The organism is Pseudomonas sp. NPDC089741 (assembly GCF_044748825.1).
In the GTDB taxonomy this organism is placed as follows: domain Bacteria; phylum Pseudomonadota; class Gammaproteobacteria; order Pseudomonadales; family Pseudomonadaceae; genus Aquipseudomonas; species Aquipseudomonas helmanticensis.
In genome coordinates this window covers 270,577-295,325 of record NZ_JBIVGT010000005.1, presented here as the reverse complement: position 1 = coordinate 295,325, position 24,749 = coordinate 270,577, and the positions used below count along the sequence as shown (strand labels likewise).

Sequence of the window (24,749 nt, the reverse complement as noted above, 5' to 3'; positions counted from 1 at the left end):
CTGCAGACCCTCGCCCTCGACCGCGAGAAGGACACCACAGGCAGGGCCAAGCCGTATCCGGGCCAGGCGGGCAACGGTCTGCACGTGCACATTTCGATCCTGGACAAAGAAGGCAACAACATCTTCGCCAGCGAGGATCCCGAGCAGAACGCCGCCCTGCGTCACGCGATCGGCGGTGTGCTGGAGACCCTGCCTGCGCAAATGGCCTTCCTCTGCCCGAACGTCAACTCGTACCGCCGTTTCGGCGCGCAGTTCTATGTACCGAACTCGCCAAGCTGGGGCATCGACAACCGCACCGTGGCCGTGCGCGTACCGACCGGTTCGCCGGACTCCGTGCGCATCGAACACCGTGTCGCCGGTGCCGACGCCAACCCGTACCTGCTGATGGCTTCGGTGCTGGCCGGTATTCACCACGGTCTGACCAACCAGATCGAACCGGGTGCTCCGGTGGAAGGCAACAGCTACGAGCAGAACGAACAGAGCCTGCCGAACAACCTGCGCGACGCACTGCGCGAGCTGGACGACAGCGAAGTCATGGCCAAGTACATCGACCCGCTGTACATCGACGTGTTCGTCGCGTGCAAGGAAAGTGAGTTGGCCGAGTTCGAGAACTCGATCTCTGACCTTGAGTACAACTGGTATCTGCACACGGTGTGATGGGTTCTGGCCCTCAGAAGCCGAAGAGCCCCTCACCCTAACCCTCTCCCAAAGGGAGAGGGGACTGATCCGGGGATGCTCGGGCAATCCGCCGACCTGAACGATTTTTGCCGAATCCATATTCGACTCGGTCATTCAGGTCGGTGCATCTCCCAAGACACTTCGGTCGGTCCCCTCTACCTCCGGGAGAGGGCTAGGGTGAGGGCAGCCATCCCAAGCCAGACATCGCAGCCAGACAACACCCCCAATCCCCCCTTGTCGAGCCACAACAATGACAACGACCCGCAACGACTGGGAACAACGCTTCCAGTCCCTGACCATCGAAGCCCGCGCGTTCATCAATGGTGAATACCGCCCGGCCATCAGTGGCGATACGTTCGAATGCCTGAGCCCCGTTGACGGCCGTTTTCTGGCCTCCGTCGCCAGCACCGATGAAGCCGACGCCAACCTCGCCGTTGAAGTCGCGCGCCAGTCTTTTGAATCCGGCGTGTGGGCGAAAAAAGCCCCGGCCGAACGCAAGCGCATCCTGATTCGCTTCGCCGATCTGATCCTGCAGAACCAGGAAGAACTGGCGCTGCTGGAAACCCTCGACATGGGTAAACCGATCAGCGACTCGATGAGCATCGACATCCCGGCGACCGCCAACGCGATCCGCTGGAGCGCCGAAGCCATCGACAAGATCTACGACGAAGTCGCCGCCACCCCGCACGACCAACTCGGCCTGATTACTCGCGAGCCTTCCGGCGTCGTCGCCGCCATCGTGCCGTGGAACTTCCCGTTGATCATGGCCAGCTGGAAATTCGCCCCAGCGCTGGCAGCGGGCAACTCGTTCATTCTCAAGCCTTCGGAAAAATCGCCGCTGACCGCGATCCGCATCGCCCAACTGGCGCTGGATGCCGGCATTCCGAAAGGCGTGTTCAACGTCCTGCCAGGCTTCGGTCACACCGTCGGCAAGGCGTTGGCGTTGCACATGGACGTCGACGTGCTGGCCTTCACCGGCTCCACGGCGATCGCCAAGCAACTGATGATTTATGCAGGCCTTAGCAACATGAAACGCGTCTGGCTCGAAGCAGGGGGCAAGAGCCCGAACGTCGTGTTTGCCGACGCACCGGATTTGCGCGCGGCAGCACAAGCAGCGGCCGGCGCCATTGCCTTCAACCAGGGCGAAGTGTGCACGGCGGGTTCGCGCCTGCTGGTCGAGCGCTCGATCCGCGAGCAGTTCATTCCACTGCTGGTGGAAGCGCTGCAAGCTTGGAAACCGGGTCATTCACTGGATCCGGCGACCACCGTCGGCGCCGTGGTCGATCAGCGTCAACTCGACAACGTGCTGCGCTACATCAGCATCGGTCGTGAGCAGGGCGCCGAGCTGATCGCTGGCGGCCAACGCACCCTCGAAGAAACCGGTGGCCTCTATGTGCAACCGGCGCTCTTCGACGGCGTGACCAACGCGATGACCATCGCTCAGGAAGAAATCTTCGGCCCGGTGCTGTCGCTGATCACCTTCGACACTGCTGAAGAAGCGCTGCAGATCGCCAACGACAGCATCTTCGGCCTCGCCGCCGGTGTCTGGACCAGCAACCTGAGCAAGGCGCACACCTTCGCCCGTGGCCTGCGCGCCGGCAGCGTGTGGGTCAACCAGTACGACGGCGGCGACATGACTGCACCGTTCGGTGGCTTCAAACAGTCGGGCAACGGCCGCGATAAATCGCTGCACGCGTTCGACAAGTACACCGAGCTGAAAGCGACCTGGATCAAGCTCTGACTCTATTACAGCGGTGGTCGCCTTCTATTGCCGGCCCTCGGAGAAACGTATGAAACAGCAACACGTAAACAGCTACTACGCCGCCACCCGCAACGAAGTCATCGACTTTCCGGTTCTGCAAGAGTCGGTCGAGTGCGATGTCTGCATCATCGGCGCGGGCTATACCGGCCTGTCCTCGGCACTGTTCCTGACCGAAGCCGGCTATAAAGTGACGGTGCTGGAAGCGGCGAAAGTCGGCTACGGCGCCAGCGGTCGCAATGGCGGTCAACTGGTCAACTCGTACAGCCGCGACGTCGATGTGATCGAAGAGCGCTACGGCGACAAGACTGCAGAAATTCTCGGCAGCATGATCTTCGAAGGCGCCGACATCATCCGTTCGCGCATCAAGGAATACGACATCCAATGCGACTACCGCCCGGGCGGCATCTTCGCAGCGATGAACAAGAAACAACTCAATGGTCTGGCCGAGCAGAAACGCGGTTGGGAGCGTTACGGCAACCGCAATCTGAAGATGCTCGACGCAGCCGACATTCGTCGTGAAGTCGGCTCTGACGCCTACGTCGGTGGTCTGCTCGACATGCAGGGCGGCCACGTTCACCCACTGAACCTGGCACTCGGTGAAGCCGCAGCCATCGTGCGTCTGGGCGGCAAGATCTACGAACAGTCCGCTGCCGTGGAAATCACTTACGGCGAGCCGATTACCGTGCGCACCGCCAAAGGTCAGGTCCGCGCCAAGTACCTGCTGATCGCCGGCAACGCCTACCTGCCGCAAGGCCTCGACAACCGTGTGACCGCGAAAAGCATGCCGTGCGGCTCGCAGATCGTCGTCACCGAACCGTTGACCGAGAAACAGGCGCGCAGCCTGATCACCAACAACTACTGCGTCGAAGACTGTAACTATCTGTTGGATTACTACCGTCTGACTGCCGACAACCGTCTGCTCTACGGCGGCGGCGTGGTCTACGGCGCGCGCGAACCGGACGACATCGAACAACTGATCCGGCCGAAGATCCTCAAGACCTTCCCGCAGCTCAAAGACGTCAAGATCGACTACCGCTGGACCGGCAATTTCCTGCTGACCATGTCACGCATGCCGCAATTCGGCCGCATCGAGAAAAACGCCTACTACATGCAAGGCTACAGCGGCCACGGCGTCACCTGCTCGCACCTCGCCGGCAAGCTGATCTCGGAAATGATCCGTGGCGATGCCGAGCGTTTCGACGCCTTCGCCTCGTTGCCGCACATGCCAATGCTCGGCGGCCGCACCTTCTCGGCGCCACTGACCGCCCTCGGCGCCGTCTACTACTCGTTGCGCGACCGTTTCGGCATCTAGGTTACCTCCCCGGCGGCGGCCCCCAAGACCCCGCCGGTTTTTCTTATCGCAACACTCCCTGATATCCAAATGTGGGAGCTGGCTTGCCAGCGATGAGGCCAGCAAACACAACATCAATCCGACTGAAACACCAAAGATCAAATTGTAGGAGTGAGCCTGCTCGCGATGAGGTTAGAAAAGACACCATCACTCCCGCTGACACACCACAAAACCTGTGGGAGCTGGCTTGCCAGCGATGGCGGTCTTTCAGCAAAAGGGATGTTGAATGTGCCACCCAATCGCTGGCAAGCCAGCTCCCACAGGTTTTGTATTCAGCCCAGAATTACCACCGGCAGGTTCATTTCACCCACCGTCCATCGAACCTGCTGAGCAACACCAGCAAACGTGATTTAATAGCCGCCTTTCACGGTTCCGGGACACGGGAGCAACGTGATCCGCGCCCACGGCGCGTCACCCGCCACCCACCCCCATCGCCCTTAAGTCGTTCTCACATAAGGCTGTCATGGATACGGGTTCTCGACTCCAACTAGTCCGCGCACGCTACAACCTCGCCCAGCGCGAGCTGGCCCGGCGTAGCGGCGTGACCAATGCCACCATCTCCCTGATCGAACAGAATCGTGTCAGTCCTTCCGTCAGCTCCCTGAAAAAGCTGCTCGAAGGCATCCCGATGTCCCTGGCCGACTTCTTCACCTTCGACCAACCCCCGCGCGAGCACCAATACGTCTTCCGCGCCAACGAACAACCCGACCTCGGCCGCCATGGCCTGCGTTTGCTGCTGATCGGCGCCTCCGTGCCCAGCCGTCAGATGCGCTTGCTACGGGAGCAATACGCACCGGGCGCGAGTTCCGGGGAAGAGCCGATTGTGCATGCTGAGGGCGAGGAGTGCGGGTTGGTGACGCGGGGCACGGTGGAGTTGACGGTGGATGGGTCGGTGAGTGTGTTGAATGCGGGGGATGGGTATTACTTTCCGACTACATTGCCGCATAAGTTCCGGAATATTGGAGCGGATGAGGCTGAGATTATTAGTGCGAATACGCCGGCGAATTTTTGATTAATTAGGGCAGCCATAACGCTGCCCTAATCAGGGGTCATTTAGAATAGAAGACGGCTATGCAAGAATTTTTAATCATGCCGTTTCCGAAGAATCAGTTTTTTTCCAAGAAAGCTTTGAAAGCTGTGACTCAACTGCGCGCTTGAGAGCAAGAGATCTCTGAGCAAATTTTGACTTGCTGATATCCTCGAAAGCTACTGGGCCAAGAATGTTCTTTACTCGTCTATCCGCCCCCATGTCAGAGAGGAGTTGTCCGACGGATTTCCACTTCTTAGCGCCTCTTTTGTCCCTCAAGCCCACGCCATCAACATAATTTATTAAAACCTCAATCGATCGGGCGGTAAGGCCTATTGCGTCGTTATGGTAGATGAATTTTGCTCCCGCAAGTGCCAATGAGTTGGCATTGCCTTCGCCTCTGTTAACTTCCAAGCGAATAGGTTCGTAGTTGTTTTCATTGTTTGTTTTCTCGAGCCAGCTCGACCAGTTGTCTTGGATGAAAAAGTCGTCGCTATTCTCCAATAGTTCGCTGATATCGTCACTGTATGAGAGAATTAACTGTTGTTTTGTTCTAGTCATTGCAACGTAGAATTTAGAGATGTCTCTGAATTGTTCTTCTTTAGGTGCGGTTTGGTCTGGAAGTGCGGAGGATGAGCAGTTGAGAATCACCATGTAGTCGAATTCAAAACCTTTGGTCTGCTCAAGGTCGGAGAGAAAAATATCACTGCTGTCAATGTTGATGGCGCCATCAAGCAATGGAATTCCAGTTCGATTGGAAAGGGTTTCTACCTCGTAATTTGAGTATCCGCAATACGCAATGCAGCCTTTGGTGCCAGGGTTAGCTAGAATCTCATTTTGAAGATAAAGTACTGCGCAAGAAAATTCGGAACCCAAGCTGTCTGTGGTTAATAGCAATGGCGTTGTTCCGCTTCTATCTGCTAGCTCGGGGTCTAAAAACTCGTAATCTTCGACAAGCTGGTGTTCAGTGCGATAATGTTTTTTTAGGATTTGAAATGCAGCGCTTAAAATGTCTTTTGTGTTGCGGTAGTTTTTTCTAAGTGTTAGCGATCGTGTTCCGCATTCAATTCCCGCTAGGCGCATGCTTTGTTTTTTGGTTTTTACTTTTTGAGCAGGATCACCGCACAAGAAAATATCGTTGGTGTTTTGGGGGGATAGTGCTCTAATTATTTCGAGCTCGATTGTTCCGAAATCTTGGCATTCGTCAACAATTATTGATCTGTACTGTGGTTCAAACTTTTTCAGGTGTTTGTAAAGTTCAGTGGCTAACCCAAGGTAATCGCAAATGCCGATATCTCGCATTTTCTTTTCCCAGCACTCTAAACCCCTTAGTATTATTTTTCTCGATTCTATATCAAATGGTACGACTCTACCTTCTCGCTCTACCTTCAAATATTCATCTCGACGGTCAACAGAGTAGGCTGAGCGAATCCAGTCAAATTCTTCCTTTATATAGTGCTCGGAATTTATCCCTCTCTGAATAAGTGAGATGTGTATTGGAAGCAAGATTTCAGCGTCATTGTTGTTCAGTTCGCATCGATAGAACTCTGTCCAGATCTCATCGATGTGCTCACCGCTTTTCCATGTTTTGTCATCATAAGTTTTTGTGTTTTCAGGTTCGTATTTTAATAGCAGGTTTTGACATAAAGTGAAAAAGGGCTTTACTTCAATTCTGTTTATTAGCGATTCGGGTGCTGCGGATTTAACTAGGTTTTCTATTAGCGACGCCAGGGGCTTGTTTAAGGTTAGTACTAGTATCTTGTCGTCGGGGTATTGGTTTGCTAACCATATGGAACGTCGAACCACTACGCAAGTTTTTCCTGAACCTGAAACGCCTATTAGCTTGCCAGGGCCTGTCAAATTGGCTGTTGCAATTTTTTCTTGTTCCGGATGCATGAATAGCATCCAGTTTTTATAGTCGCCACCTTTCATTAATTGATCTGCCCTCGCAAGAAACTCTTTATCGTCGGGGCGAAATTCTATAAAAGTATCTCCAAATTTTACTTTTCGTATTTCTTCTGCGCTTAAGTCTTCAATGGGGCGATCATCTCCTAGATAAAGTTTTATCCTGTTGTGAGCATCTTGAGTGTTGTCAGATCTGATTAGTACTAGAGTGTCATATAATGCCTTTGATGTTTCCTCGTTTTCTACTTCAGATACTATTTTGAATATTTCTTGCTCGCTATGTCCTCCACTTATGGTTTCTATTTTTCTACATATATTTCGAGGGACTGATTCTACTAGTCGATCAAATAAGCTTTGCGGAGTTATTAGTGTATATAGATGCTCGGTGTGGTAGGAGTGTGGCTGGTTGAAAGTGATTCGATCACCTTTGCTAATGGATGTTGGGACAAGATTTACTTCGTCGCTGGAGTCGACGCTGAATTTTACGTCCTTATGTCTGTCTAGCCACTTGTCAGAGTCTTCGTGATTCCCAAAAAATAATAAAAAAACTATTTTGTTATCTTGGACGGTGATTAGTCTGGATCTGCCGGATAAATCATATTTAACGCATTTCTCTATACGTGTTTCACCATGGTTTGTTACTTGGAATCCTGTAAAGGGATCCTCCTTCATTGATATTCTATAAAACATGGCCTGAACCATTTGGGCCGCTTTTTGATTTGATCCTCCGGCCTTGGTCATTTTTTGAATGTTTTGTCTGAAGTCTTTATGCTCAACGTATCGAATTTCGCTCATGTTGCACCTGTCCTGTTTTTGGTTGTAATTGAAAACGCTTTATTGAACTGGTTCGTAGTTCATTCTTTGTTCTTGGCGTTTTTAACTACCAGGTAAGGTTTTTGTTTTTTGCTTCGAAATTTTTCTTATACATCATCCAGATAGTGCCGTAGTTGCACATGTCAATTTTTTTGCAGTAATCATCAATGACTGCGTTCATTATCTTTCGATCTGTGGCTTTGGTAGCCTCTTTAAAAGCATCTAGATTCTGCTTCTCCATCATGCGTAGAGTGCTTTCCTGACACATATCAATTTTTTCACAATAGTCTTTTTTCACCGTTGCAGTGATGGAGTCAATGACCTGTTTCTTCTGCACTTCAGAACCGTCGAAATCCATTGGGTTGAGGATTGTTGCGGCAGAGCAGGTCAAACAGTTTAGGCATAAAAGAGCAAAGATCCACTTTCTCATCAAGATATCCTTTCCGTTGCTATTGCAATGCGTATCGCCGAGCGGGCTGGTGAGACCTACGCGCAGCTATCTGTCCGTCCGATATCAGAGTGCCATTAAGTTTTTGAGAGTGGAAGGGGGGGGAGACCAAAGTCCATGAGCGAGGGTGATTGCGCAAATCTGAGCGGATGCACGCGCCGTCTCCGCTCAAACGTTTAAGTAAAAACCGTATCACGCGGTTTTTTATCCTGATCTATAGAAGTTTACTGTCGTGCCGTTACATCAAGCCCCCGCTGCTCAATCACTCGAAACACATCACTCACATCCTGCACCATGATCCTGGCGATGTTGGTGACGGTGTTGATGTCGTGATCAGCGTGGTCAGGGAGGCGAGTGCAGGCGATGAGGTCGAGGTATTTGAGCACGGCGTTTAAGCGTTCGGCGACGCAGGCGTGTAGATCGCGTAGTGGGGCATCGGCGTCGATGAGGAGGACGGGACGGTCGGTTGCGGGGTGGGACATTTTTGTGTAGTGGTGAAGCGGCTTTTGTATTGTCATGGTGATAATCCTTAATGAAGAAGAATTGCCACCATTAAGCTGCGAAACAGAAGGGTGGCAGCTGTGCGCGGGTTCGCAGACCGGAGGATTAACACCATGAACCGGCAGACCCGAAAGTCTCCCACGCACAACCGCCATAAAAACCTAGGCAGCCGGGAATCGGCCAAGCCTGACGGAACAAGGTGTGAATCTTAAGGGCTGCGAAACCCTATCGCTAATTTTGTTAGCGACGACTCCACTCTAGGCAGCAATTCACCAGCCAGAACCGACCTGTAGGACGTGAAACGCACACCTGTGGCGAGGGAGCTTGCTCCCTCTCGGCGACGCAGTCGTCGTAATCCGGGGCGTGCGGTCTGTCTGGGAGAAACGGACTATCCGGTTTCAGGGCCGCTTCGCAGCCCAGCGGGAGCAAGCTCCCTCGCCACATAGGTGTTTTCCTACGAAGTTTTCAGACATCGAAATTGCTCGAACCTTTTGGGCGATAACCATTCGTCTGGTGCACCGCACCTTCGCCGCACACCTTCTTCCAATGCTGTAACTCCCCACGCAAAGGAAGAGCCACCATGCTGAACCCTAAAATTGCAGCATTTACCCTGGCGGCATTTCTGTCCGCCAGTTCGCTATACGCGGTCGCGGCTGGCGAAACGCCCACCCCGACGGCAAACGATGGCTCCAGCCAGACTCGTGAACCGGCGGCCCCCGCCACAAACGCCGATCCGGCTGCCAATTCGCTGCCGCAAGGTGGCGATGGTGGCAAGACTGATAACGGCCCGGTGCCTTCTGCCTCCAAGCCCAGTGGTGCGGGGCAATCCACTGGTAACAGTAGCGGCGGTAATGGCGGAGGCTGATCAATGTTGCGCACTAAAAAGCCCGGTCTTTCGAGCCGGGCTTTTCTTTGCCTATCGCGAACACAGATATCAAACGCTTACTTCGCCTTCCATTGGCCACCGCCATTCTCACAATCGATCCGTGCCTGAGCCAAATGCTCCACGTCGTAGTAATACGTAGTCACTTGCGCATTGTCGGGGATGTTCAGCGCCTTGGCGTTTTTGTCCTTGCTGGTTGAATGCGGGTTGGCCAGGGATTCCTGGGTGATCGTGGCGATGCACGAGGCCTGATAGTGATCGGCGCAATGTTCGACCTTGTTTTTGCTGCTGTTGAGCATGTCCTTGCTTTCGTTGCTGCACGACCAATCAATGGAGCCGACGGGCATGCCTTCGTATTCGTAACAACTGTGGGTTTCCACCGCCGGCACCGAAGCGCTGGAGGATTGGGTCTGCATGTCGCAGCCTTCGGCCATGACGCAGGTGGGGATGACGGCGAAGGTAGCGATCAGAAGCAGGAAGCGAATGTTCATCGGGGTTTCCTCTTCAAGAGCGCCGTATCTGATCGATGATTTTGGCGCTTTATAGTTTCGAGACGGCGCGGAGGAGAGAGGTTCCATCGGGTTTTTGATTTGCTCCAGTCGCGTACACTGCGAAACAATCGGAAACATTAAGCGCCCAAGGATTGGAACAGTGCCCATGATCGAAATCGGCAGCCGCAATATCGCGCCCCCCTCGCAGCATCCATTCCACGATATCTACCTGTTTCACATTGACCCTGCGAAGCCAGACACGCCGTTCTGTTTCGAACAGTCGATGGCCGGCGGGCATATGGAGCACGGGGGCGCACGGTTTTTGGCGCTGGATGAGCTGGAAGCCTGGCCAGGCGAGTGGCGAGAGCATCTGAAAAAGGCCGATTGCGCCTGGGTTGCCGAGTTGATCGATGCCAATCCGCAAGCCGATCAGGCTACATTGGTGTCGCTGATTCTTCAGCGTCATTCAGCGCCAGCGAAACCCGGCGGGCGCCTGAAAGCGATCGGCAACTGGCTCAAGCGCAACATTCACGTCGGCGGCCGTTACGGCGTTTAAACCACGGAGACTCGCATGACTCAAACCCTCGAACACGCTATCGCCATCGCCGCCAAAGCCCACGCCGGGCAGGTCGACAAGGGCGGCGCGCCGTACATTCTGCATCCGCTGAAAGTCATGTTGCGCATGACCACGCTGGAAGAACGCATCGTCGCCGTGCTGCATGACGTGGTCGAAGATTGCGCGATCAGCCTCGATGACTTGCGCAAGGAAGGTTTCAGCGAAGAAGTTTTGAGCGCTATCGAATCGGTGACCAAAGTGCCGGGCGAATCCTATGAAGACTTCGTTGACCGCGCCGCACAGAATCCGCTTGGCCGGGTGGTGAAACTGGCGGATCTGGAGGAAAACAGCGACCTGTCACGAATCGCCTCGCCGAGCTGGGAAGATCTCGAACGAATCGAAAAATACCGCCGCGCAATCAGCCGGCTGCGCGCATAAATTACCCCTGTAGGAGCTGCCGCAGGCTGCGATCTTTTGATCTTGACCTTAAGAAACAGGATCAAAAGATCGCAGCCTGCGGCAGTTCCTACAGGGGGGTATTTGATAGCCAGGAAGGCGATTATGAAATCCATTGTGTGTTTGTTGATTGCTGCCGGTTTCGGCGCGCTGTTGCAGTTCGAAGGCGTGCCCCACGGGTTGCTGTTGGGCTCGATTGTCGTTACCGCATTGTTTGCCAGTAAAACCGGTATCGCGCCGGCAACCCCCTATGGGCTGGGCTATATCCAGGTGACGCTGGGCATTGCCACCGGGCTGATGTTCGAAGCGTGGGACAGCGCAACGGCTTCGGCAATGTTGCCGAGCCTTGGTGTGTTGCTCGTTTGCCTGACCGTGCAAATCGCGCTCGCAGCCTTGTGGCTGACACGCGGCGCAGGCTGGAACCGAACCGATGCACTGTTGGCGGTTTATCCCGGTGCGCTGGCCGCGGTGTTCGATTTGCTCGAGTCGGAGAAAGCCTCGAGCAAAGTCATCATCGTGCACCTGATGCGCTTGCTGCTGATCACGGTGCTGGTGAGTTTCCTGATTCCTGGCCAAGCCGCTGCGGTAGCCGTTGCCGATGGTGATCCACTGACCACGGGAATGGCGCTGACCGCGTGTTCGGTGATCGCGCTGAGCGTGCTGCTCGGGCGCTTGCTGCTGGTGATCGGCGTCCCGGCCCCGTTCATGCTCACCGCGATCATCATCACTGCCGTGTTCGTGAAATCTGGATGGCTGCACGGTTTTCACATGCCCGATTGGAGCCTGAATCTGGCGGCGCTGATTCTCGGCGTGCGGATCGGCTCACGATTCCAAGGCCTTGGCTTTGCGGAACTGGGGCGTCATGGGCGCACAGCGTTGGTCTCGGTCGGTTTGATGATCGTGGTGGCGGCGGTGTTTGCTGAAGTGGCGGCACGGTGGTTGGGCAGTGATCCATTGTCGCTGTGGCTGGCGTACATGCCGGGAGCGATTGAGACGATTGCGATTGTCGCGTTTGGTGGTGGGCTGAATGTGGTGTTTATTCTGACTCATCATCTGAGCCGGATGGTGTTGCTGCATTTTGCGCCGGCGTTGTTGGTTCAGGTGCGGCGGGCGCGCGAGGAAACATGACTCGAGCTGATGCCAATGTGTTGCGGTGTGTCAGTTAGATCCATCCCCCTCACCCCAGCCCTCTCCCCCAGGGGGGCGAGGGGGAAGGGAGCCGATCTCGGTGCCTTTCAAAAGCTGATTTCAGCTCGAGATATCGGGTCGGCGTAGCTCGAAAGCACAACTCGGTCAGTCCCCTCTCCCTCTGGGAGAAGGTTAGGGTGAGGGGGAAGGGAGCCGATCTCGGTACCTTTCAAAAGCTGAGTTCAGCTCGAGATATCAGGTCGGCGTAGCTCGAAAAAACAACTCGGTCAGTCCCCTCTCCCTCTGGGAGAGGGTTAGGGTGAGGGGCTTTTGCTGGGCTGAGGGAGATTCAGTGCTAGCGGATGTGTACAGCGAAGCCTTCCTGCCCCGGTGCAACCTCATCCTTCAACGTCAAAGCAGGGATCTCATACTCCCCCGCATTCTGCTGCCGAAAACCAATCGGCCGCGCACTCCACAACTCATCCAGCCGCCGCCCCAGCTCATCGCAAGTCTCGGCATACCGCGCCGCATCCATCCGACTGGTCCGATACACCACAAACGGTGGCACTACTTCAAAACCGGGGTAATACAAGATCCCGTGCTGAATCGGGAACAGCAGATCATCCATCGGCCCGTTGATCCCGCGCGGCGCATAGTGCGAGTCCCAGCCGCCAGTGGTGACCATCAACATCGCCCGTTTGCCTTTCATTTTCCCTTCGCCATAACGCTCGCCCCAACGGCTGTCGGAGTGTTCACCGACGCCGTAGGCAAAGCCGTAGGCGTACACGCGATCGACCCAGCCTTTGAGGATCGCCGGCATGGTGAACCACCAGAGTGGAAACTGCAGGATCAGCGCGTCGGCCCACAACAGTTTTTCCTGCTCGCGGGCGATGTCGGCAGCCTGGGTACCTTCGGCGTAGGCGACTTTCGAGTCGAGGGAGGCATGGAACGGTTTGTTCGTATCGCGCTGCGGGGCGTCGTCGGCGTCGAGCGTAGATTTCCAGTTCATGGCGTAGAGGTCGGAGACTTGCACCGTGTGGCCGGCGGCTTGCAGGCGCTGGATAGTGAAGTTGCGCAGCGAGCCGTTGAGGGAAGTTGGTTCCGGGTGGGCGTAAACCAGTAGCACTTTCATGTTGAAGCTCCGTTAGCTGAGTGACTGCAGGATCGGCGTTCAACCGGTATATTGGAAATGAATGTCTGATATGTCTGGTATAGCCATGAATAATTTGAGACGACTGGATATCAATCTGCTGCTGACCCTTGATGTGTTGCTCTCCGAGCACAACGTCACCCGCGCGGCGCAGCGCCTGAACCTGTCGCAGCCGTCGGTGAGTGTGCATCTGGCCAAGTTGCGCGACATCTTTGGTGATCCGCTGCTGTTGCCCGGGCCGCGCGGCATGCGCCCGACGGCGCGCGCCGATGAACTGCGTGAGCCGCTGCGCGAGGCATTGGAGGCGTTGGAGAGGGCGGTGGCGCCGGCCAGTGCGTTCGATCCTGCGCAGGCGACGCACACCTGGAAAATCGCGGCGACGGATTACGGCGAATCAACGGTGGTGTTGCCGGCTCTGAGCAGCTTGCGCGAACAGGCGCCGGGTACGCGGCTGGCGGTGATCGACATGCTGCCTGCGCAGTTGGTCAAACAGGCCGAGCAGGGCGTATTCGATCTGGCGCTGCACATCAGCGAAGACGCGCCGCCCGAACTGCATCGTCGACCGCTGTTCACCGAGCGCTACGTGTTGGCCGGTCGAATCGGTCATCCAGGTTTGCAACGCGCACCGACGCGCAAGCAGTTCTGCGGGCTGGAACACGTGATGGTGTCGCGTGAGGGCGGGGGCTTTTTCGGGGTGACTGACAAGGCGCTGGCCGATGTCGGATTGCAGCGAAAAGTGGTGTTGTCGGTGCCGCACTTTCTGATGGCGATGTCGGTGCTGGCGAGTACCGATCTGGTGGCGATGCTGCCGTCACGCCTGGTGCGTGGCAACCCGGCCTTGCAAGTGGTCGACGCGCCGCTGGAAGTGCCCGGCTACGAGATGGCGATGTTCTGGGGCGAACGCTCGCACCGTGATCCGGCGCATAAATGGCTTCGCGAGCATCTGTTGGCGTCGGTCTGAGGCGCTGTCAGGCGTGACCCAATGCCACCGCAAACGACACGACGATCATGCAAGCGAATGCGAAATTGAGATTCATGAGGTGTTCATCCTGAGCCTTTTAGAAGTGCTGCCATTGTGAACAGGCTGAAAGCAAAGAAAAAATTCGCCTTGTTGATTCCAATGATCGAAACAATTGATAGCCCGTGGTTTGTGTTTGACCGAGGCTTTGGCTAATCTCGCAAAAAACCTGCAACTACAAGCATAAACAGGCATAACCATGCGCGACCATTCCCTAGCTGAACTGCCCTCTCTGCGCCGACAGAAAATCCTTTTGCTCCTCGAACGTGACGGCAAAGTCATGGCGTCCGAGTTGAGCCAGCACTTCGCTGTTTCTGAAGACACCATCCGCCGCGACCTCGCCGAACTGGACAACGCCGGGCTGGTGCAGCGCGTGCACGGCGGCGCGCTGCCGCGCCCGAAAGACTCCGGCAAGGATTACTTCACGCGGCTGGAGGAGACCGATGAAGTGAAAATTCGTCTGGCGCAGCTCGCGGCTAAGCAGATTGAGGACGGGCAGATTGTGCTGTTCGATTCCGGCTCGACCACGTTGCAGGTCGCGCGCTCATTGCGTGCAGATATCAGCATCACTGCGGTGACGGCGGCGCCGATGACGGCGATTGCTTTGTCAGAATTCAAGGGTGTGAAGGTGATTCTCGCGGGTGGGCAGTTGAATCCGCGAACGATGGCGGCGGGTGGGCATGAGGCGTTGCGACTGCTTGCCGGAATCAAGGCGGATCTGGCGATTACCGGCGTCTGTGCGATTCATCCGGAGGGGGGGATTACTTCACTGCATTTTGATGAAGTGCCGGTGAAGCAGGCAATGCTGGAGGGCGCGACGCGGGTGATTGCGGTGACCACGGCGGACAAGCTCGGGGCGGTGGAGCCGTTTGTGGTGGGGCCGTGCGCACGGTTGCATACGTTGATTACCGAGCGGCATGTGGCGTCGGGGAGTGTCGAGGATTATCGGCGGTTGGGGATTGTGGTCGAGCAGCTGATTGATTGAGGTTTTGCGCTGGATTTGAGGGCCTCTTCGCGAGCAGGCTCGCTCCCACACTGTGAACACAAGACCCTGTAGGAGCTGCCGCAGGCTGCGATCTTTTGATCCTGATCTTTAAAAAACAAGATCAAAAGATCGCAGCCTGCGGCAGCTCCTACAGGGGGATTTGTTTCAGCGCAGGCGTTCGAGCATCTGGTAGTACCACATCCCGGCGGCCAGCAACGGGTTGCCGAGCAAATCGCCCATCGGCACACGAATGTGCTGACACGCGGCAAACGTATCGAACTGCTCCATCTGCCCGGTGATCGCCCGGCTCATGATTTCGCCCATGATGTGCGTGGTGGCGATGCCGTGTCCGGAGTAGCCCTGGCAGTACCAGACGTTATCGGAAAGTTTGCCCAGCTGCGGGATGCGATTGATCACGATGCCCATCGCGCAGCTCCACTGGTAGTCGATCTGCACGCCTTTGAGTGCCGGGAAAGTCTGCTCGATGCACGGGCGCAGTTCGGCGGCGATATCGCGTGAATCCTTGCCGCTGTAGTTGGCGCCGCCACCGAACAGCAAGCGGCCATCGGCGGTGAGGCGGTAGTAGTCGAGGACGAAGCGGCAGTCGTAGACCGCGAGGTCTTCAGGGTTGATCTGTCTGGCCAGATCGCCAAGCGGCGCGGTGGTGACGATGCCGCCCATGGCCGGGAAGATCTTGCCTTTCAGCTGACCGGGTTCGAGCTTGTGATAAACGTCGCCGGCGAGCATCACCTGATTGGCATCAATCTGCCCGTGAGCCGTGCGTACGCCAGGTGTATCCCCGTGAATGATCTCCAGCACTTCGCTGTTTTCGAAGATCAGGGCGCCGAGGCTTTCTGCCGCTCGCGCTTCACCGATGCACAGGTTGAGCGGGTGCAGATGCATGTTGCGGGTGTTCTTGATCGCGCCGTGATACAGGTCGCTTTGCAGCAAGTCGCGCACCTGGCTGCGATCAAGCAGGCTGACCTCGTCGCCCAGTCCGCGGCGCACGGCTTCTGCGTAATCGCTGCGCAGATCGGTCATGTGGCCGGGCTTGTACGCCGCGTGCAGATGACCGTGTTTGAGGTCGCACTGGATGGCGTATTTTTTCACGCGCTGCTGAATGATTTCATGCCCGCGCCAGCGCAGGTGCCAGATGAAATCATCGACGTCGTCACCGAGTTTCGCGCGCATCTGTTTGCGCATGGCGCCGTCGCCGGAAAGGCTGCCGGTGACTTGGCCGCCATTGCGGCCGGTGGCGCCCCAGCCGATCTTGTTGCTCTCGACGATGGCGACTTTCAGGCCTTTTTCGGCGAGTTCGACAGCGGTGGCGACGCCGGTGAAACCGCCGCCGATGATCACCACGTCAACCTTGTGCCGGCCTTGCAGGGTCGGGTAATCGGTGTCCTGGTTGCGGGTGGCGGTGTAGTAGGAATTGCAGCGTTCGGTCATGTTAAAAGTCCACACAGAATTCGAATTCAGTACGCGGTCCCCTGTAGGAGTGAGCCTGCTCGCGATGACGGTGTGTCAGATAGATATTTGTCAACTGACACACCGTCATCGCGAGCAGGCTCACTCCTACAGAGAATAGGGTGAGGCTTTAGGCTTCAGTGAGATACCAGCGCCAATCCTGCTCACCCACTTCAGCCATGAACTGCCGGTACTCGGCACGTTTCACCGCCAGATACACGCCAAGAAATTCCTGCCCCAAGGCATCCCGCGCCCAGGCTGATTTTTCCAGCGCCTGCAGTGAAGTCAGCCAATCGGTCGGCAGCAATTCCTTCGCTTGCGCGTAGCCGTTGCCCTCGACCGGTGCACCTGGATCCAGGTCTTCACGAATGCCGCGATGAATCCCGGCCAGAATCGCTGCTGCCGCCAGATAGGGGTTGGCATCGGCACCGCAGATGCGGTGTTCGATGTGCCGGGTGTGGGCCGGCCCGCCCGGTACGCGCAGGCTGACGGTGCGGTTGTCGACGCCCCAGGTCGGCGCCAAAGGTGCGTAGCTGTTGGCCTGGAAGCGACGATAGGAGTTGGCGTTCGGGCAGAACAGCAACAACGTATCGAGCAAGGAGGCGAGCATGCCGCCGATCGCCGTGCGCAGCAGCGGGGTGCCGGCCGGATCTTCCGAGGCGAACAGATTACGTCCCTCACCATCGGCCAGACTGACGTGCATGTGCATGCCGGTGCCAGCCAGGTCATCGAACGGTTTCGCCATGAACGTCGCTTGCATGCCGTGCTTGTGCGCCACGGCTTTGACCAGCCGTTTGTAACGCACGGCCTGATCCATCGCCGCCAGCGCATCGCCGTGTTCGAGGGTGATTTCCACTTGGCCCGGCGCGTATTCGGAGATCGCCGTGCGCGCTGGAATGCCGTGCAGTTTGCAGGCGCCATAAAGGTCGGCGAGGAACGGTTCGATCTGTTCCAACTCGCGTAAACCGTAGACCTGGGTGTGTCGCGGTCGCCCACCGTCGGCGTCCAGTGCCGGTTGCGGTCGGCCGTTGTGATCGCGTTTGGCGTCGAGCAGATAGAACTCCAGCTCGCAGGCCATCACCGGGTGATAACCCTCGGCCTTGAGGCTGTCGATGACCTTGATCAGCAAGTGTCGTGGGTCGGCGATGCTCGCCGGCATGCCCTCGGTCGGGTGCATGCTGACCTGTACGGCAGCAGTCGGGATCTGCCGCCATGGCAGGCGCACCAGACTGCCTTCCAGCGGATAGGCGCGGCAGTCGATATCGCCGACGTCCCAGACCAGACCGGAGTTCTCGACGTCTTCACCTTGCACGGTCAGACCGAGGATGGTGCTCGGCAACGGGCGACCGCTTTCGTAGACGGCGAGCAGTTCTTCGCGGTGCAGCAACTTGCCGCGCGGCACACCGTTGGCGTCGAGGATGAACAACTCGATCATGTCGATATCGGGGTTCTGTTCGAGGAACAGGCGGGCGTCTTCAATGGCTGCGAATTTCATGTTCAATCACTCACGATGGCGCCGCACAGGCGCGCAGATTCGGGCCGGACACGACGCAGCAACAGGCGTGGGTGTCCTGGCAGGGATATCAAAAAGAAAAGGTATTTCGCTAATGCCCGATTGTCAGGACTGACTCTGAACCTGTGGCGAGAGAGCTTGCTCCCGCTGGACTGCGCAGCAGTCGCCGGCGTTTCAGATCAAGAGCGAGGGCCGCTTCGCGCCCCAGCGGGAGCAAGCTCCCTCGCCACAATGGTCTCGCCGTCAGGTTGATCGCTGACTGGCAGGCATTAGCGATTTAAAGGGCGATATCCGGCGGGCGTGCGGAGTGACGCAGCTTGGAACGGCGCAGGGCCATGGGGAGATTGACGATACGATTCATGCGCGGCCCCTTTGGCAGAGGATGCACACAGCGGAGACGTTCAACGATTTTAGTTGTTGTGGTGACGTGCTCATAACGCGTGTTTCCGTTGGCGGAAAACGTCGGTGGCGGGATTGACTCGCCGACCGGTGTGCTCTGGATAGTAAGGGGGAATCTGCGGGCGTGTAAACGAGCAATGTGAAATATCTTGAACACCTGCTTGTGACCTCCAGTGCAGGCAAGATTTGGCAGGAGTCCTGTGGTGAGGGGACTTGCCCCCGTTGGGACGCGAAGCGGCCCCAAAAAAGCTGGGCCTGCTGCGCAGTCCAACGGGGGCAAGCCCCCTCGCCACAGGGTGGTGTTTCACACTTCAACCCCAAACAACGTCCGTGCCTCGGCAAAACACTTCTCGGCAATCGCCGATCGCGGTTCGGTCTTGCGCATCACCAACCCCAACGGCGCGAGCACGCTGGCGTCCGGCAACTGCATGAACGACAGGTGTTCGATCGGCTCTTCCAGGCCACTGTCCAGCGGCATGATCGCGCAGCAGAAACCTTGGTGAATCGCCTGCAACAGTTGGTACGTCGAATCGCTTTCCAGAATCGGCTGTGGATTGAGTCCACGACTGCGGAAGCTCAGGTCGATGGATTTGCGGTAATGCATGCCGGTGGTGATCATCCCCAATGGCAATTCGGCGGCGTCTTCCCAGCTCATTTGCGTGCCTTCGAAATGGAAATGTCGATTGTCGTAGAGCAGGCCGACGCGGGTTTCGCCGATCTCGAAAAACTCGAAATAGTTCGGGTTGACGTGGTCCAGGTAACACACGCCGAGGTCGAGTTGATTGTTGCCCAGGCCGGCGATGATCTCGTCGGAACTGAGCGAAGACAGACTGAATTTCAACTCCGGATAAGTCCCCGACAACCCCTGAATGTAATTGACCGGATTGAAGCTGCTCAGCGGCACCAGACCCAACCGTAAGCTACCGACCAGTTGCCCGCGACACGCCGCCGCTTCCGCGAACAAACCGTCATGGGCCGCCAGCAACGTGCGTGCCCAGGCCAGTACGCGCTCGCCGGCCTGAGTAAAACCCTCGAAGCGTTGACCGCGATTGACCAGCACCAGGTCCAGCTCATCTTCCAGATTACGCAGGCGCATCGACAGGGTTGGCTGGGTGATATGGCAGCGTGCAGCGGCCTGGCCGAAGTGGCGGGTTTCATCCAGTGCGATCAGGAACTTGAGTTGTTTGATGTCCACGACGGCACCTGCTCGATGGGGAGTTTTTGATTGAGTATTGACGCAGATGGGTACAGCGCACGGAAAGTGCAGGCTGCGACGATCTCATCTGGGTGCCAGTTCGTCCAATCGGTTGTACTGAAAGACCTGTCGATCACCTCTATCAGCCCCGATTTGATCGGCTTGCAGCGCCGTCGAAGTGACCGATAGAGCAGGTCGATAGGGTGGTTGGCCAGAGTGATTAGACAGTACTGATAAGTGGCACTTAGGCTGCTCGGCAATCTGATCAATGACTGCCGGAGAGTGCCATGAGCGCCAAAGCGGATGCCCTGTTTGTCCCCCTGAACATTGCCGTACTGACCGTCAGCGATACCCGCGACTATGCCAGCGACACGTCAGGCCAGTTGCTGGTCAGTCGTTTGCTGGAAGCCGGTCACACCCTGAGCGAGCGCAATCTGCTCAAGGACGATCTGTACAAGATCCGCGCTCAGGTGGCGAACTGGATCGCCGACGAGGGCACTCAGGTGGTGCTGATCACTGGCGGTACCGGCTTCACCGGGCGTGACAGCACGCCGGAAGCGGTGGCTTGCTTGCTCGACAAGCAAATCGATGGTTTTGGTGAGCTGTTCCGCGCGATTTCGATTCTCGATATCGGCACCTCTACCGTGCAAAGCCGTGCGTTGGCCGGGCTGTCGAACGGCACGCTGGTGTGCTGCCTGCCGGGTTCGACCGGTGCTTGCCGTACTGCATGGGAAGGCATCCTCGCCGAGCAACTCGACAACCGTCATCGCCCGTGCAATTTCGTCCCGCACCTGAAAGCCGTGCAAGCTTGCGGACCGCGCGGATGAGCCGTTCGCCATTGATGCCGGTCGAGGATGCTCTCGAACAGTTACTGGCCATGGCCGATGCGCAACGGCTGGCAGACAGCGAAGTGCTGCCACTGGAGGACGCGCGTGGCCGGGTGTTGGCCAGTGATCTGATAGCGAGCCTCGATTTGCCGCCGTGGCCGAACAGCGCCATGGACGGTTATGCGTTGAACCTGGCTGATCTGGATCAACAGCCGCTGACTGTCTCGCAACGGGTTTACGCGGGTGCCGCTCCGCAGGCGTTGTTGCCGGGAACTTGTGCGCGCATTTTCACTGGGGCTCCTGTACCGCCGGGCGCCAATTGTGTGGAAATGCAGGAAAACGTCGAAGTGCTGGACGATGGTCGCGTGCGGTTTTTGCAGCCATTGAAGCTTGACCAGAACATTCGTGCGCAAGGTCAGGAGAACCGCGTCGGCGATATTTTGCTACGCGCCGGTAAACGCCTCGGCCCGTTTGAACTGGCGGTGGCGGCGGGCCAGGGGCTGGCGCAACTGCATGTTGTGCGGCGCCCGCGCGTGGCGTTGTTGTCGACCGGCGATGAACTGGTCGAGCCGGGCCAGCCGTTGCGTCCTGGCAGCATCTACAACAGTAATCGCATATTGCTCGGGCACTGGTTGCGTGAGCTGGGTTGTGCGGTGATCGATGGCGGAATTCTGCCGGATCATCCGGCGCAGACACGGCTCAAGCTTGAACAATTGCAAGCCTCTGCCGACCTGATCCTGACCACCGGCGGCGTGTCTGCCGGTGACGCCGACTGCCTTGGACAAGTGCTGCGCGACAGCGGCAAACCGCTGTTGTGGAAACTCGCGATCAAACCCGGAAAGCCGCTGACGGTGGGCCATTTCGGCGTGGTGCCGGTGATTGGTTTGCCGGGCAATCCAACGTCGGCGCTGGTAACCTTTGGCTTGCTGGCGCGACCCTATCTGCTGCGGGTGCAGGGCGTGGAAGAGGTCATGCCGCTGAGCTTCACGGTCAACGCAGGTTTCGATTGGCACAAGGCTGGCGGTCGTCGTGAATACCTGCGGGTAAAGCTGGACGCGGGCCATGCGGTGCTCTATCCAAACCAAAGCTGCGGCGTAATGCTCGGCGCGAGCTGGGCCGACGGCCTGGTAGAAGTCCCCGAAAACAGCACGCACAACCACGGCGACCCGCTGCGCTTCATCCCCTTCAACGAACTGTTCTGACCTCCGCATGAATGCAAAACCTGTGGGAGCTGGCTTGCCAGCGATGGCGGTCGGTCAGCTGAAATTGATGCTGGCTGACACGGCCTCATCGCTGGCAAGCCAGCTCCCACAATGTTTTGTGGTGTTCGTAATTCGGCGGTGTACACAGACCCTGTAGGAGTGAGCCTGCTCGCGATAGCGCCAGACCCGCCGACATGCCCGTTGCTGATCCACCACCATCGCGAGCAGGCTCACTCCTACAGTGGTTTTGGGTCGAGACAGAGATCCACTTGCAAGCCACAGTGGGGAAAGGAGATCAGCTCAGGACATAGTCCACCGGCTTCAGCGCCGGCGGTACTTCGGCGCCAAGTTCGGCGAGGATGTCGCGTTCGATGGTGCGCACCAGCGCATCGGTCGGCAGGTCGTTTTCGTCGCGGCCGAAGGGGTCTTCCAGCTCGTCGGCAATCGCATCCAGGCCAAAAAACGTGTAGCTGACAATCGCCGTAAACAGCGGCGTCAGCCAGCCCAGCGGTTCGGCCATGGCGAACGGTAGCAGGATGCAAAACAGATAAATCGTCCGGTGCAACAGCAGCGTGTATGGAAACGGCAGCGGCGTGGTTTTGATTCGTTCGCACACCGCTTGCGCTTGGGTCAGGCTGGTCAGATGGTTGGCCAGCAGCATGTAGCGCCACTCGCTCAACTCGCCGTTTTGATGCAGATCGGAACACTGCTGGCCGACCGTTTGCAGGATCCGTCCGCTGTAGTCCGGCGTCTGCGGATCGGGTTTCGGCGTGACCCACTGGCTGCTCGCGTCCGCCTCGCTTTCCTTGCGCAACCGCGCGTTCAGCGCATGGGCGAAACCGCACAGATTAAGCAACAACGGCTTGCGCGCAACCGACTCACGAATCACATGGGTTTCGCGAATCACCGAGCGAATGTGCACGATCACCTCGCCCCACGCTTTGCGCGCCTCGTACCAGCGGTCATAACAGGCGTTGTTGCGAAAATTCATGAAGATCGACAACGACAAACCGAGCAAGGTAAACGGCGTCGCGTTGACCTTGGTGAAGTTGCTCGGATGGAGGATTTCCACCAGCACGATGGCCGAAGCCAGCAGAGTCACCATCAGCGTGCGCAGGGCGATGCGTTTGGCGATCGAACCCTTGAGGGTGAAGAGAATGGCGAACTGATTGACCTTGGGCCTGATGATCATGTTGTGCGGTTCCGATACCCATGGAGATGGCGGATCAGCCGCCGGTCATATTCATGAAGCGCACGACCTGGACATCGTCGTTCACTTCGAAATTATGTCAATACGGCTTGAGTTTCGTTGCCATCGATGATGGCTTTCTCCAGCCGTTGCGGTTGCCCCGGATAGGCGCGCAATACGGCTTTCAAATCCACCGAATGCTCGTTACCCAGACACAGTAGCAGGCGCCCTTCGACGGTGAGGCGCAGGCGGTTGCAGGTGCCGCAAAAATTGTGGCTGTGCGGGGAGATAAAACCCAGGCGAATCTCCGGCGCCTCGGCCAGCCGCCAATAGCGCGACGGACTTTGAGGAGTTTGGTCAGCGCAGGTTATGAGCAACTTTCAATGCCGTCCAATCACTGTTAATGACCGGCTGATTGATCCCGTCGATGATGAAATTCTTTGCCTCGAAAGCGAAATCGATGGTGAATATGCCGGCCCTTTCGTGAGCAAGCCCACTCCCACTCCCACCTTCGATTTCGGCAATGCCCCAACCCTCCATTCACCTCTAATTCACTGTGGGAGCGGGCTTGTCAGCGATGGCGGTGGGGCGTCGACATCAATGCTGAAGGGGGGGGGCTCATCGCTGGCAAGCCAGCTCCCACAGGGTTTTGTGTCGGACAGAGATGATGGGTTTGCACCGATCATTGTAGGAGTGAGCCTGCTCGCGATGGCGGTGGGTCAGTCGATGGCGATGTTGTCTGGGCCGGCCTCATCGCGAGCAGGCTCACTCCTACAGAGAGTTATTGCGCGCCGAACATCGCGGTCCAGTAGATGCCGGCGCTGCTTTTCGGATCGGTCGCGTAGGCGGCGCCGAGTTCCTTGTATTGCGGGTTCATCAGGTTGGCGCAGTGGCCGGGGCTGGCGAGCCAGCCTTCGACGACCTTGTGCACGGTGTCTTGCCCGGCGGCGATGTTTTCGCCGACCAGTTGGCCGCTGTAGCCGGCGAGCTCCGCGCGGTCGCCCGGGGTGCGGCCGTCGCGGTCCTTGTGGTCGAAATAATTGTTGTTGGCCATGTCGCGGCTGTGATCCTGAGAGATCGTGCCCAAGGTCGCATTCCAGGCCAGCGGTGCAGCAGCGGCAAATGCCTGACCGCCGCACTGACGCGCCTGACTGCGGGCGACGTTGAGTTCACTCAGCAGCTTTTGCCCTTCACTTTGCCCATCACCAAGTCTGGCCGACAGCAGCGGTCGCGCCAACACGATGCGCCAGTCACGGTCGTCGCGGCTGACACCGACATCGACAAACTGCGGATCGAGCACCACCTGACAGAAGCTTTCCTTGATTGCCTGCATCGCCGACGCCGCATCGCGCGGACCGTTAAGGGTGATCGCCTGCACATTGACCATCGGATAGCTCGCGCTGGCCATGGCTTGCTGCAGATCGACGGCACCGGTGGCGCGAAGTCTCAGCCGGGGATCGGCCGACAGCGGTGGCAGTTCATTCGACGCCTGAGTGCCGCAACGCTGCGGCTGGCTGCGATAGCTGTTGATCGATTCGATCAGTTGCGACTCATCGCCGGCCATGGCCGGAATGGCCAACAACACGCCTGCGGACAACGCGGCACAACGCAAAACGAATGGCATGAAGCGCATGGAAATCTCCCTTGAGCTGAATGCGCCCATGATGCGCGAAAGGCCCCCGGTGGGTGCAATGTCTTTTTCTTCATCCGAGTGTTTTTTTCTGCGCAACTTTATCTGGCAGTTTGCCGTCTACACTCAGCGAAGACCCCGGGAGCCGGGCGTCTCACCCACGCAACACCTTGCC

21 protein-coding genes and 2 pseudogenes are annotated in these 24,749 nt (G+C 57.4%); 12 read left to right on the top strand and 11 right to left on the bottom strand.

Annotated features, from left to right (window positions below; genetic code table 11):
- From ACIPZE_RS08485 to ACIPZE_RS08470, 4 genes and pseudogenes are all read left to right on the top strand, one after another.
- A pseudogene (locus ACIPZE_RS08485) lies at positions 1-657 on the top strand (glutamine synthetase); the annotation flags it as partial.
- A gap of 271 nt (positions 658-928) precedes the next feature.
- Positions 929-2,419 (top strand): aldehyde dehydrogenase, encoded by a 1,491-nt coding sequence (locus ACIPZE_RS08480; protein ID WP_129392302.1) that lies wholly within the window; start codon positions 929-931, stop codon positions 2,417-2,419.
- 49 nt (positions 2,420-2,468) lie between these two features.
- Positions 2,469-3,752 (top strand): FAD-binding oxidoreductase, encoded by a 1,284-nt coding sequence (locus ACIPZE_RS08475; protein ID WP_283436915.1) that lies wholly within the window; start codon positions 2,469-2,471, stop codon positions 3,750-3,752.
- 502 nt (positions 3,753-4,254) lie between these two features.
- Positions 4,255-4,803: a cupin domain-containing protein gene (locus ACIPZE_RS08470; RefSeq protein ID WP_400772398.1), complete on the top strand. Its 549-nt coding sequence runs from the start codon at positions 4,255-4,257 to the stop codon at positions 4,801-4,803.
- A 75-nt stretch (positions 4,804-4,878) separates the two neighbouring features.
- Here ACIPZE_RS08470 and ACIPZE_RS08465 read toward each other — a convergent pair whose 3' ends face one another.
- The 3 genes from ACIPZE_RS08465 to ACIPZE_RS08455 form a co-directional block, all read right to left on the bottom strand.
- Positions 4,879-7,518, bottom strand: a complete 2,640-nt coding sequence (locus ACIPZE_RS08465) for a UvrD-helicase domain-containing protein (protein WP_400772396.1) — start codon at positions 7,516-7,518, stop codon at positions 4,879-4,881.
- Between the two features lie 85 nt (positions 7,519-7,603).
- A complete protein-coding gene (locus tag ACIPZE_RS08460; RefSeq protein ID WP_400772394.1) occupies positions 7,604-7,966 on the bottom strand; it encodes a hypothetical protein in 363 nt (120 codons plus the stop codon).
- Positions 7,967-8,208: 242 nt separating this feature from the next.
- Entirely contained in the window at positions 8,209-8,502 is a 294-nt protein-coding gene (locus ACIPZE_RS08455) for a fructose-bisphosphate aldolase (protein WP_400772392.1), read from the bottom strand.
- 563 nt (positions 8,503-9,065) lie between these two features.
- Between ACIPZE_RS08455 and ACIPZE_RS08450 the strand changes: the two genes are divergently transcribed.
- On the top strand, positions 9,066-9,350 hold the full coding sequence (locus ACIPZE_RS08450) for a hypothetical protein (protein WP_129392323.1): 285 nt from the start codon (positions 9,066-9,068) through the stop codon (positions 9,348-9,350).
- A gap of 77 nt (positions 9,351-9,427) precedes the next feature.
- On the opposite strand, the gene ACIPZE_RS08445 is transcribed toward ACIPZE_RS08450, so the two are convergent.
- Complete coding sequence (locus ACIPZE_RS08445; RefSeq protein WP_400772390.1) at positions 9,428-9,859, bottom strand: hypothetical protein; 432 nt, start codon at positions 9,857-9,859, stop codon at positions 9,428-9,430.
- 166 nt (positions 9,860-10,025) lie between these two features.
- On the opposite strand from ACIPZE_RS08445, the gene ACIPZE_RS08440 reads away from it, so the two are divergent.
- From ACIPZE_RS08440 to ACIPZE_RS08430, 3 genes are all read left to right on the top strand, one after another.
- Positions 10,026-10,415 (top strand): hypothetical protein, encoded by a 390-nt coding sequence (locus ACIPZE_RS08440; RefSeq protein WP_400772411.1) that lies wholly within the window; start codon positions 10,026-10,028, stop codon positions 10,413-10,415.
- A gap of 15 nt (positions 10,416-10,430) precedes the next feature.
- On the top strand, positions 10,431-10,853 hold the full coding sequence (locus tag ACIPZE_RS08435; RefSeq protein ID WP_400772388.1) for an HD domain-containing protein: 423 nt from the start codon (positions 10,431-10,433) through the stop codon (positions 10,851-10,853).
- Between the two features lie 123 nt (positions 10,854-10,976).
- Positions 10,977-11,999, top strand: a complete 1,023-nt coding sequence (locus ACIPZE_RS08430) for an AbrB family transcriptional regulator (RefSeq protein WP_400772386.1) — start codon at positions 10,977-10,979, stop codon at positions 11,997-11,999.
- Between the two features lie 355 nt (positions 12,000-12,354).
- On the opposite strand, the gene ACIPZE_RS08425 is transcribed toward ACIPZE_RS08430, so the two are convergent.
- On the bottom strand, positions 12,355-13,131 hold the full coding sequence (locus tag ACIPZE_RS08425; protein ID WP_400772384.1) for an NAD(P)H-dependent oxidoreductase: 777 nt from the start codon (positions 13,129-13,131) through the stop codon (positions 12,355-12,357).
- A gap of 85 nt (positions 13,132-13,216) precedes the next feature.
- Here ACIPZE_RS08425 and ACIPZE_RS08420 point away from each other — a divergent pair, with 85 nt between their 5' ends.
- Both ACIPZE_RS08420 and ACIPZE_RS08415 read left to right on the top strand, forming a co-directional pair.
- Positions 13,217-14,110, top strand: a complete 894-nt coding sequence (locus ACIPZE_RS08420) for a LysR family transcriptional regulator (RefSeq protein WP_400772382.1) — start codon at positions 13,217-13,219, stop codon at positions 14,108-14,110.
- Between the two features lie 256 nt (positions 14,111-14,366).
- Positions 14,367-15,152 carry a DeoR/GlpR family DNA-binding transcription regulator gene (locus tag ACIPZE_RS08415; protein ID WP_283436905.1) on the top strand — a complete coding sequence of 262 codons (786 nt, stop codon included), beginning with the start codon at positions 14,367-14,369 and terminating at the stop codon, positions 15,150-15,152.
- A gap of 165 nt (positions 15,153-15,317) precedes the next feature.
- On the opposite strand, the gene ACIPZE_RS08410 is transcribed toward ACIPZE_RS08415, so the two are convergent.
- From ACIPZE_RS08410 to ACIPZE_RS08400, 3 genes are all read right to left on the bottom strand, one after another.
- Positions 15,318-16,601, bottom strand: a complete 1,284-nt coding sequence (locus ACIPZE_RS08410) for an NAD(P)/FAD-dependent oxidoreductase (protein WP_400772380.1) — start codon at positions 16,599-16,601, stop codon at positions 15,318-15,320.
- A gap of 148 nt (positions 16,602-16,749) precedes the next feature.
- Complete coding sequence (locus tag ACIPZE_RS08405; protein WP_283436903.1) at positions 16,750-18,114, bottom strand: glutamine synthetase family protein; 1,365 nt, start codon at positions 18,112-18,114, stop codon at positions 16,750-16,752.
- Positions 18,115-18,835: 721 nt separating this feature from the next.
- Positions 18,836-19,726 (bottom strand): LysR family transcriptional regulator, encoded by an 891-nt coding sequence (locus ACIPZE_RS08400; protein WP_400772379.1) that lies wholly within the window; start codon positions 19,724-19,726, stop codon positions 18,836-18,838.
- 287 nt (positions 19,727-20,013) lie between these two features.
- On the opposite strand from ACIPZE_RS08400, the gene moaB reads away from it, so the two are divergent.
- Both moaB and glp read left to right on the top strand, forming a co-directional pair.
- Positions 20,014-20,553, top strand: a complete 540-nt coding sequence (gene moaB, locus ACIPZE_RS08395) for a molybdenum cofactor biosynthesis protein B (protein WP_400772377.1) — start codon at positions 20,014-20,016, stop codon at positions 20,551-20,553.
- The gene (glp, locus tag ACIPZE_RS08390) at positions 20,550-21,755 is read left to right on the top strand and encodes a gephyrin-like molybdotransferase Glp (protein ID WP_400772375.1); all 1,206 of its coding nucleotides are present in this window, start codon (positions 20,550-20,552) and stop codon (positions 21,753-21,755) included. The genes moaB and glp overlap by 4 nt, the downstream gene beginning before the upstream one ends.
- 295 nt (positions 21,756-22,050) lie before the next feature.
- Here the strand turns inward: glp and ACIPZE_RS08385 are convergent, their stop codons facing one another.
- From ACIPZE_RS08385 to ACIPZE_RS08375, 3 genes and pseudogenes are all read right to left on the bottom strand, one after another.
- Entirely contained in the window at positions 22,051-22,947 is an 897-nt protein-coding gene (locus tag ACIPZE_RS08385; protein WP_400772374.1) for a bestrophin family protein, read from the bottom strand.
- A 34-nt stretch (positions 22,948-22,981) separates the two neighbouring features.
- Positions 22,982-23,285: pseudogene (locus ACIPZE_RS08380) on the bottom strand (GTP 3',8-cyclase MoaA); the annotation flags it as partial.
- A gap of 440 nt (positions 23,286-23,725) precedes the next feature.
- Positions 23,726-24,568 (bottom strand): CAP domain-containing protein, encoded by an 843-nt coding sequence (locus ACIPZE_RS08375; protein ID WP_372238479.1) that lies wholly within the window; start codon positions 24,566-24,568, stop codon positions 23,726-23,728.
- Positions 24,569-24,749 lie beyond the last annotated feature (181 nt).

Coding starts and splice junctions, on each gene's coding strand:
- ACIPZE_RS08480 (WP_129392302.1), top strand. CDS start 929: ATGACAACGACCCGCAACGACTGGGAACAACGCTTCCAGTCCCTGACC.
- ACIPZE_RS08475 (WP_283436915.1), top strand. CDS start 2,469: ATGAAACAGCAACACGTAAACAGCTACTACGCCGCCACCCGCAACGAA.
- ACIPZE_RS08470 (WP_400772398.1), top strand. CDS start 4,255: ATGGATACGGGTTCTCGACTCCAACTAGTCCGCGCACGCTACAACCTC.
- ACIPZE_RS08465 (WP_400772396.1), bottom strand. CDS start 7,518: ATGAGCGAAATTCGATACGTTGAGCATAAAGACTTCAGACAAAACATT.
- ACIPZE_RS08460 (WP_400772394.1), bottom strand. CDS start 7,966: ATGAGAAAGTGGATCTTTGCTCTTTTATGCCTAAACTGTTTGACCTGC.
- ACIPZE_RS08455 (WP_400772392.1), bottom strand. CDS start 8,502: ATGACAATACAAAAGCCGCTTCACCACTACACAAAAATGTCCCACCCC.
- ACIPZE_RS08450 (WP_129392323.1), top strand. CDS start 9,066: ATGCTGAACCCTAAAATTGCAGCATTTACCCTGGCGGCATTTCTGTCC.
- ACIPZE_RS08445 (WP_400772390.1), bottom strand. CDS start 9,859: ATGAACATTCGCTTCCTGCTTCTGATCGCTACCTTCGCCGTCATCCCC.
- ACIPZE_RS08440 (WP_400772411.1), top strand. CDS start 10,026: ATGATCGAAATCGGCAGCCGCAATATCGCGCCCCCCTCGCAGCATCCA.
- ACIPZE_RS08435 (WP_400772388.1), top strand. CDS start 10,431: ATGACTCAAACCCTCGAACACGCTATCGCCATCGCCGCCAAAGCCCAC.
- ACIPZE_RS08430 (WP_400772386.1), top strand. CDS start 10,977: ATGAAATCCATTGTGTGTTTGTTGATTGCTGCCGGTTTCGGCGCGCTG.
- ACIPZE_RS08425 (WP_400772384.1), bottom strand. CDS start 13,131: ATGAAAGTGCTACTGGTTTACGCCCACCCGGAACCAACTTCCCTCAAC.
- ACIPZE_RS08420 (WP_400772382.1), top strand. CDS start 13,217: ATGAATAATTTGAGACGACTGGATATCAATCTGCTGCTGACCCTTGAT.
- ACIPZE_RS08415 (WP_283436905.1), top strand. CDS start 14,367: ATGCGCGACCATTCCCTAGCTGAACTGCCCTCTCTGCGCCGACAGAAA.
- ACIPZE_RS08410 (WP_400772380.1), bottom strand. CDS start 16,601: ATGACCGAACGCTGCAATTCCTACTACACCGCCACCCGCAACCAGGAC.
- ACIPZE_RS08405 (WP_283436903.1), bottom strand. CDS start 18,114: ATGAAATTCGCAGCCATTGAAGACGCCCGCCTGTTCCTCGAACAGAAC.
- moaB (WP_400772377.1), top strand. CDS start 20,014: ATGAGCGCCAAAGCGGATGCCCTGTTTGTCCCCCTGAACATTGCCGTA.
- glp (WP_400772375.1), top strand. CDS start 20,550: ATGAGCCGTTCGCCATTGATGCCGGTCGAGGATGCTCTCGAACAGTTA.
- ACIPZE_RS08385 (WP_400772374.1), bottom strand. CDS start 22,947: ATGATCATCAGGCCCAAGGTCAATCAGTTCGCCATTCTCTTCACCCTC.
- ACIPZE_RS08375 (WP_372238479.1), bottom strand. CDS start 24,568: ATGCCATTCGTTTTGCGTTGTGCCGCGTTGTCCGCAGGCGTGTTGTTG.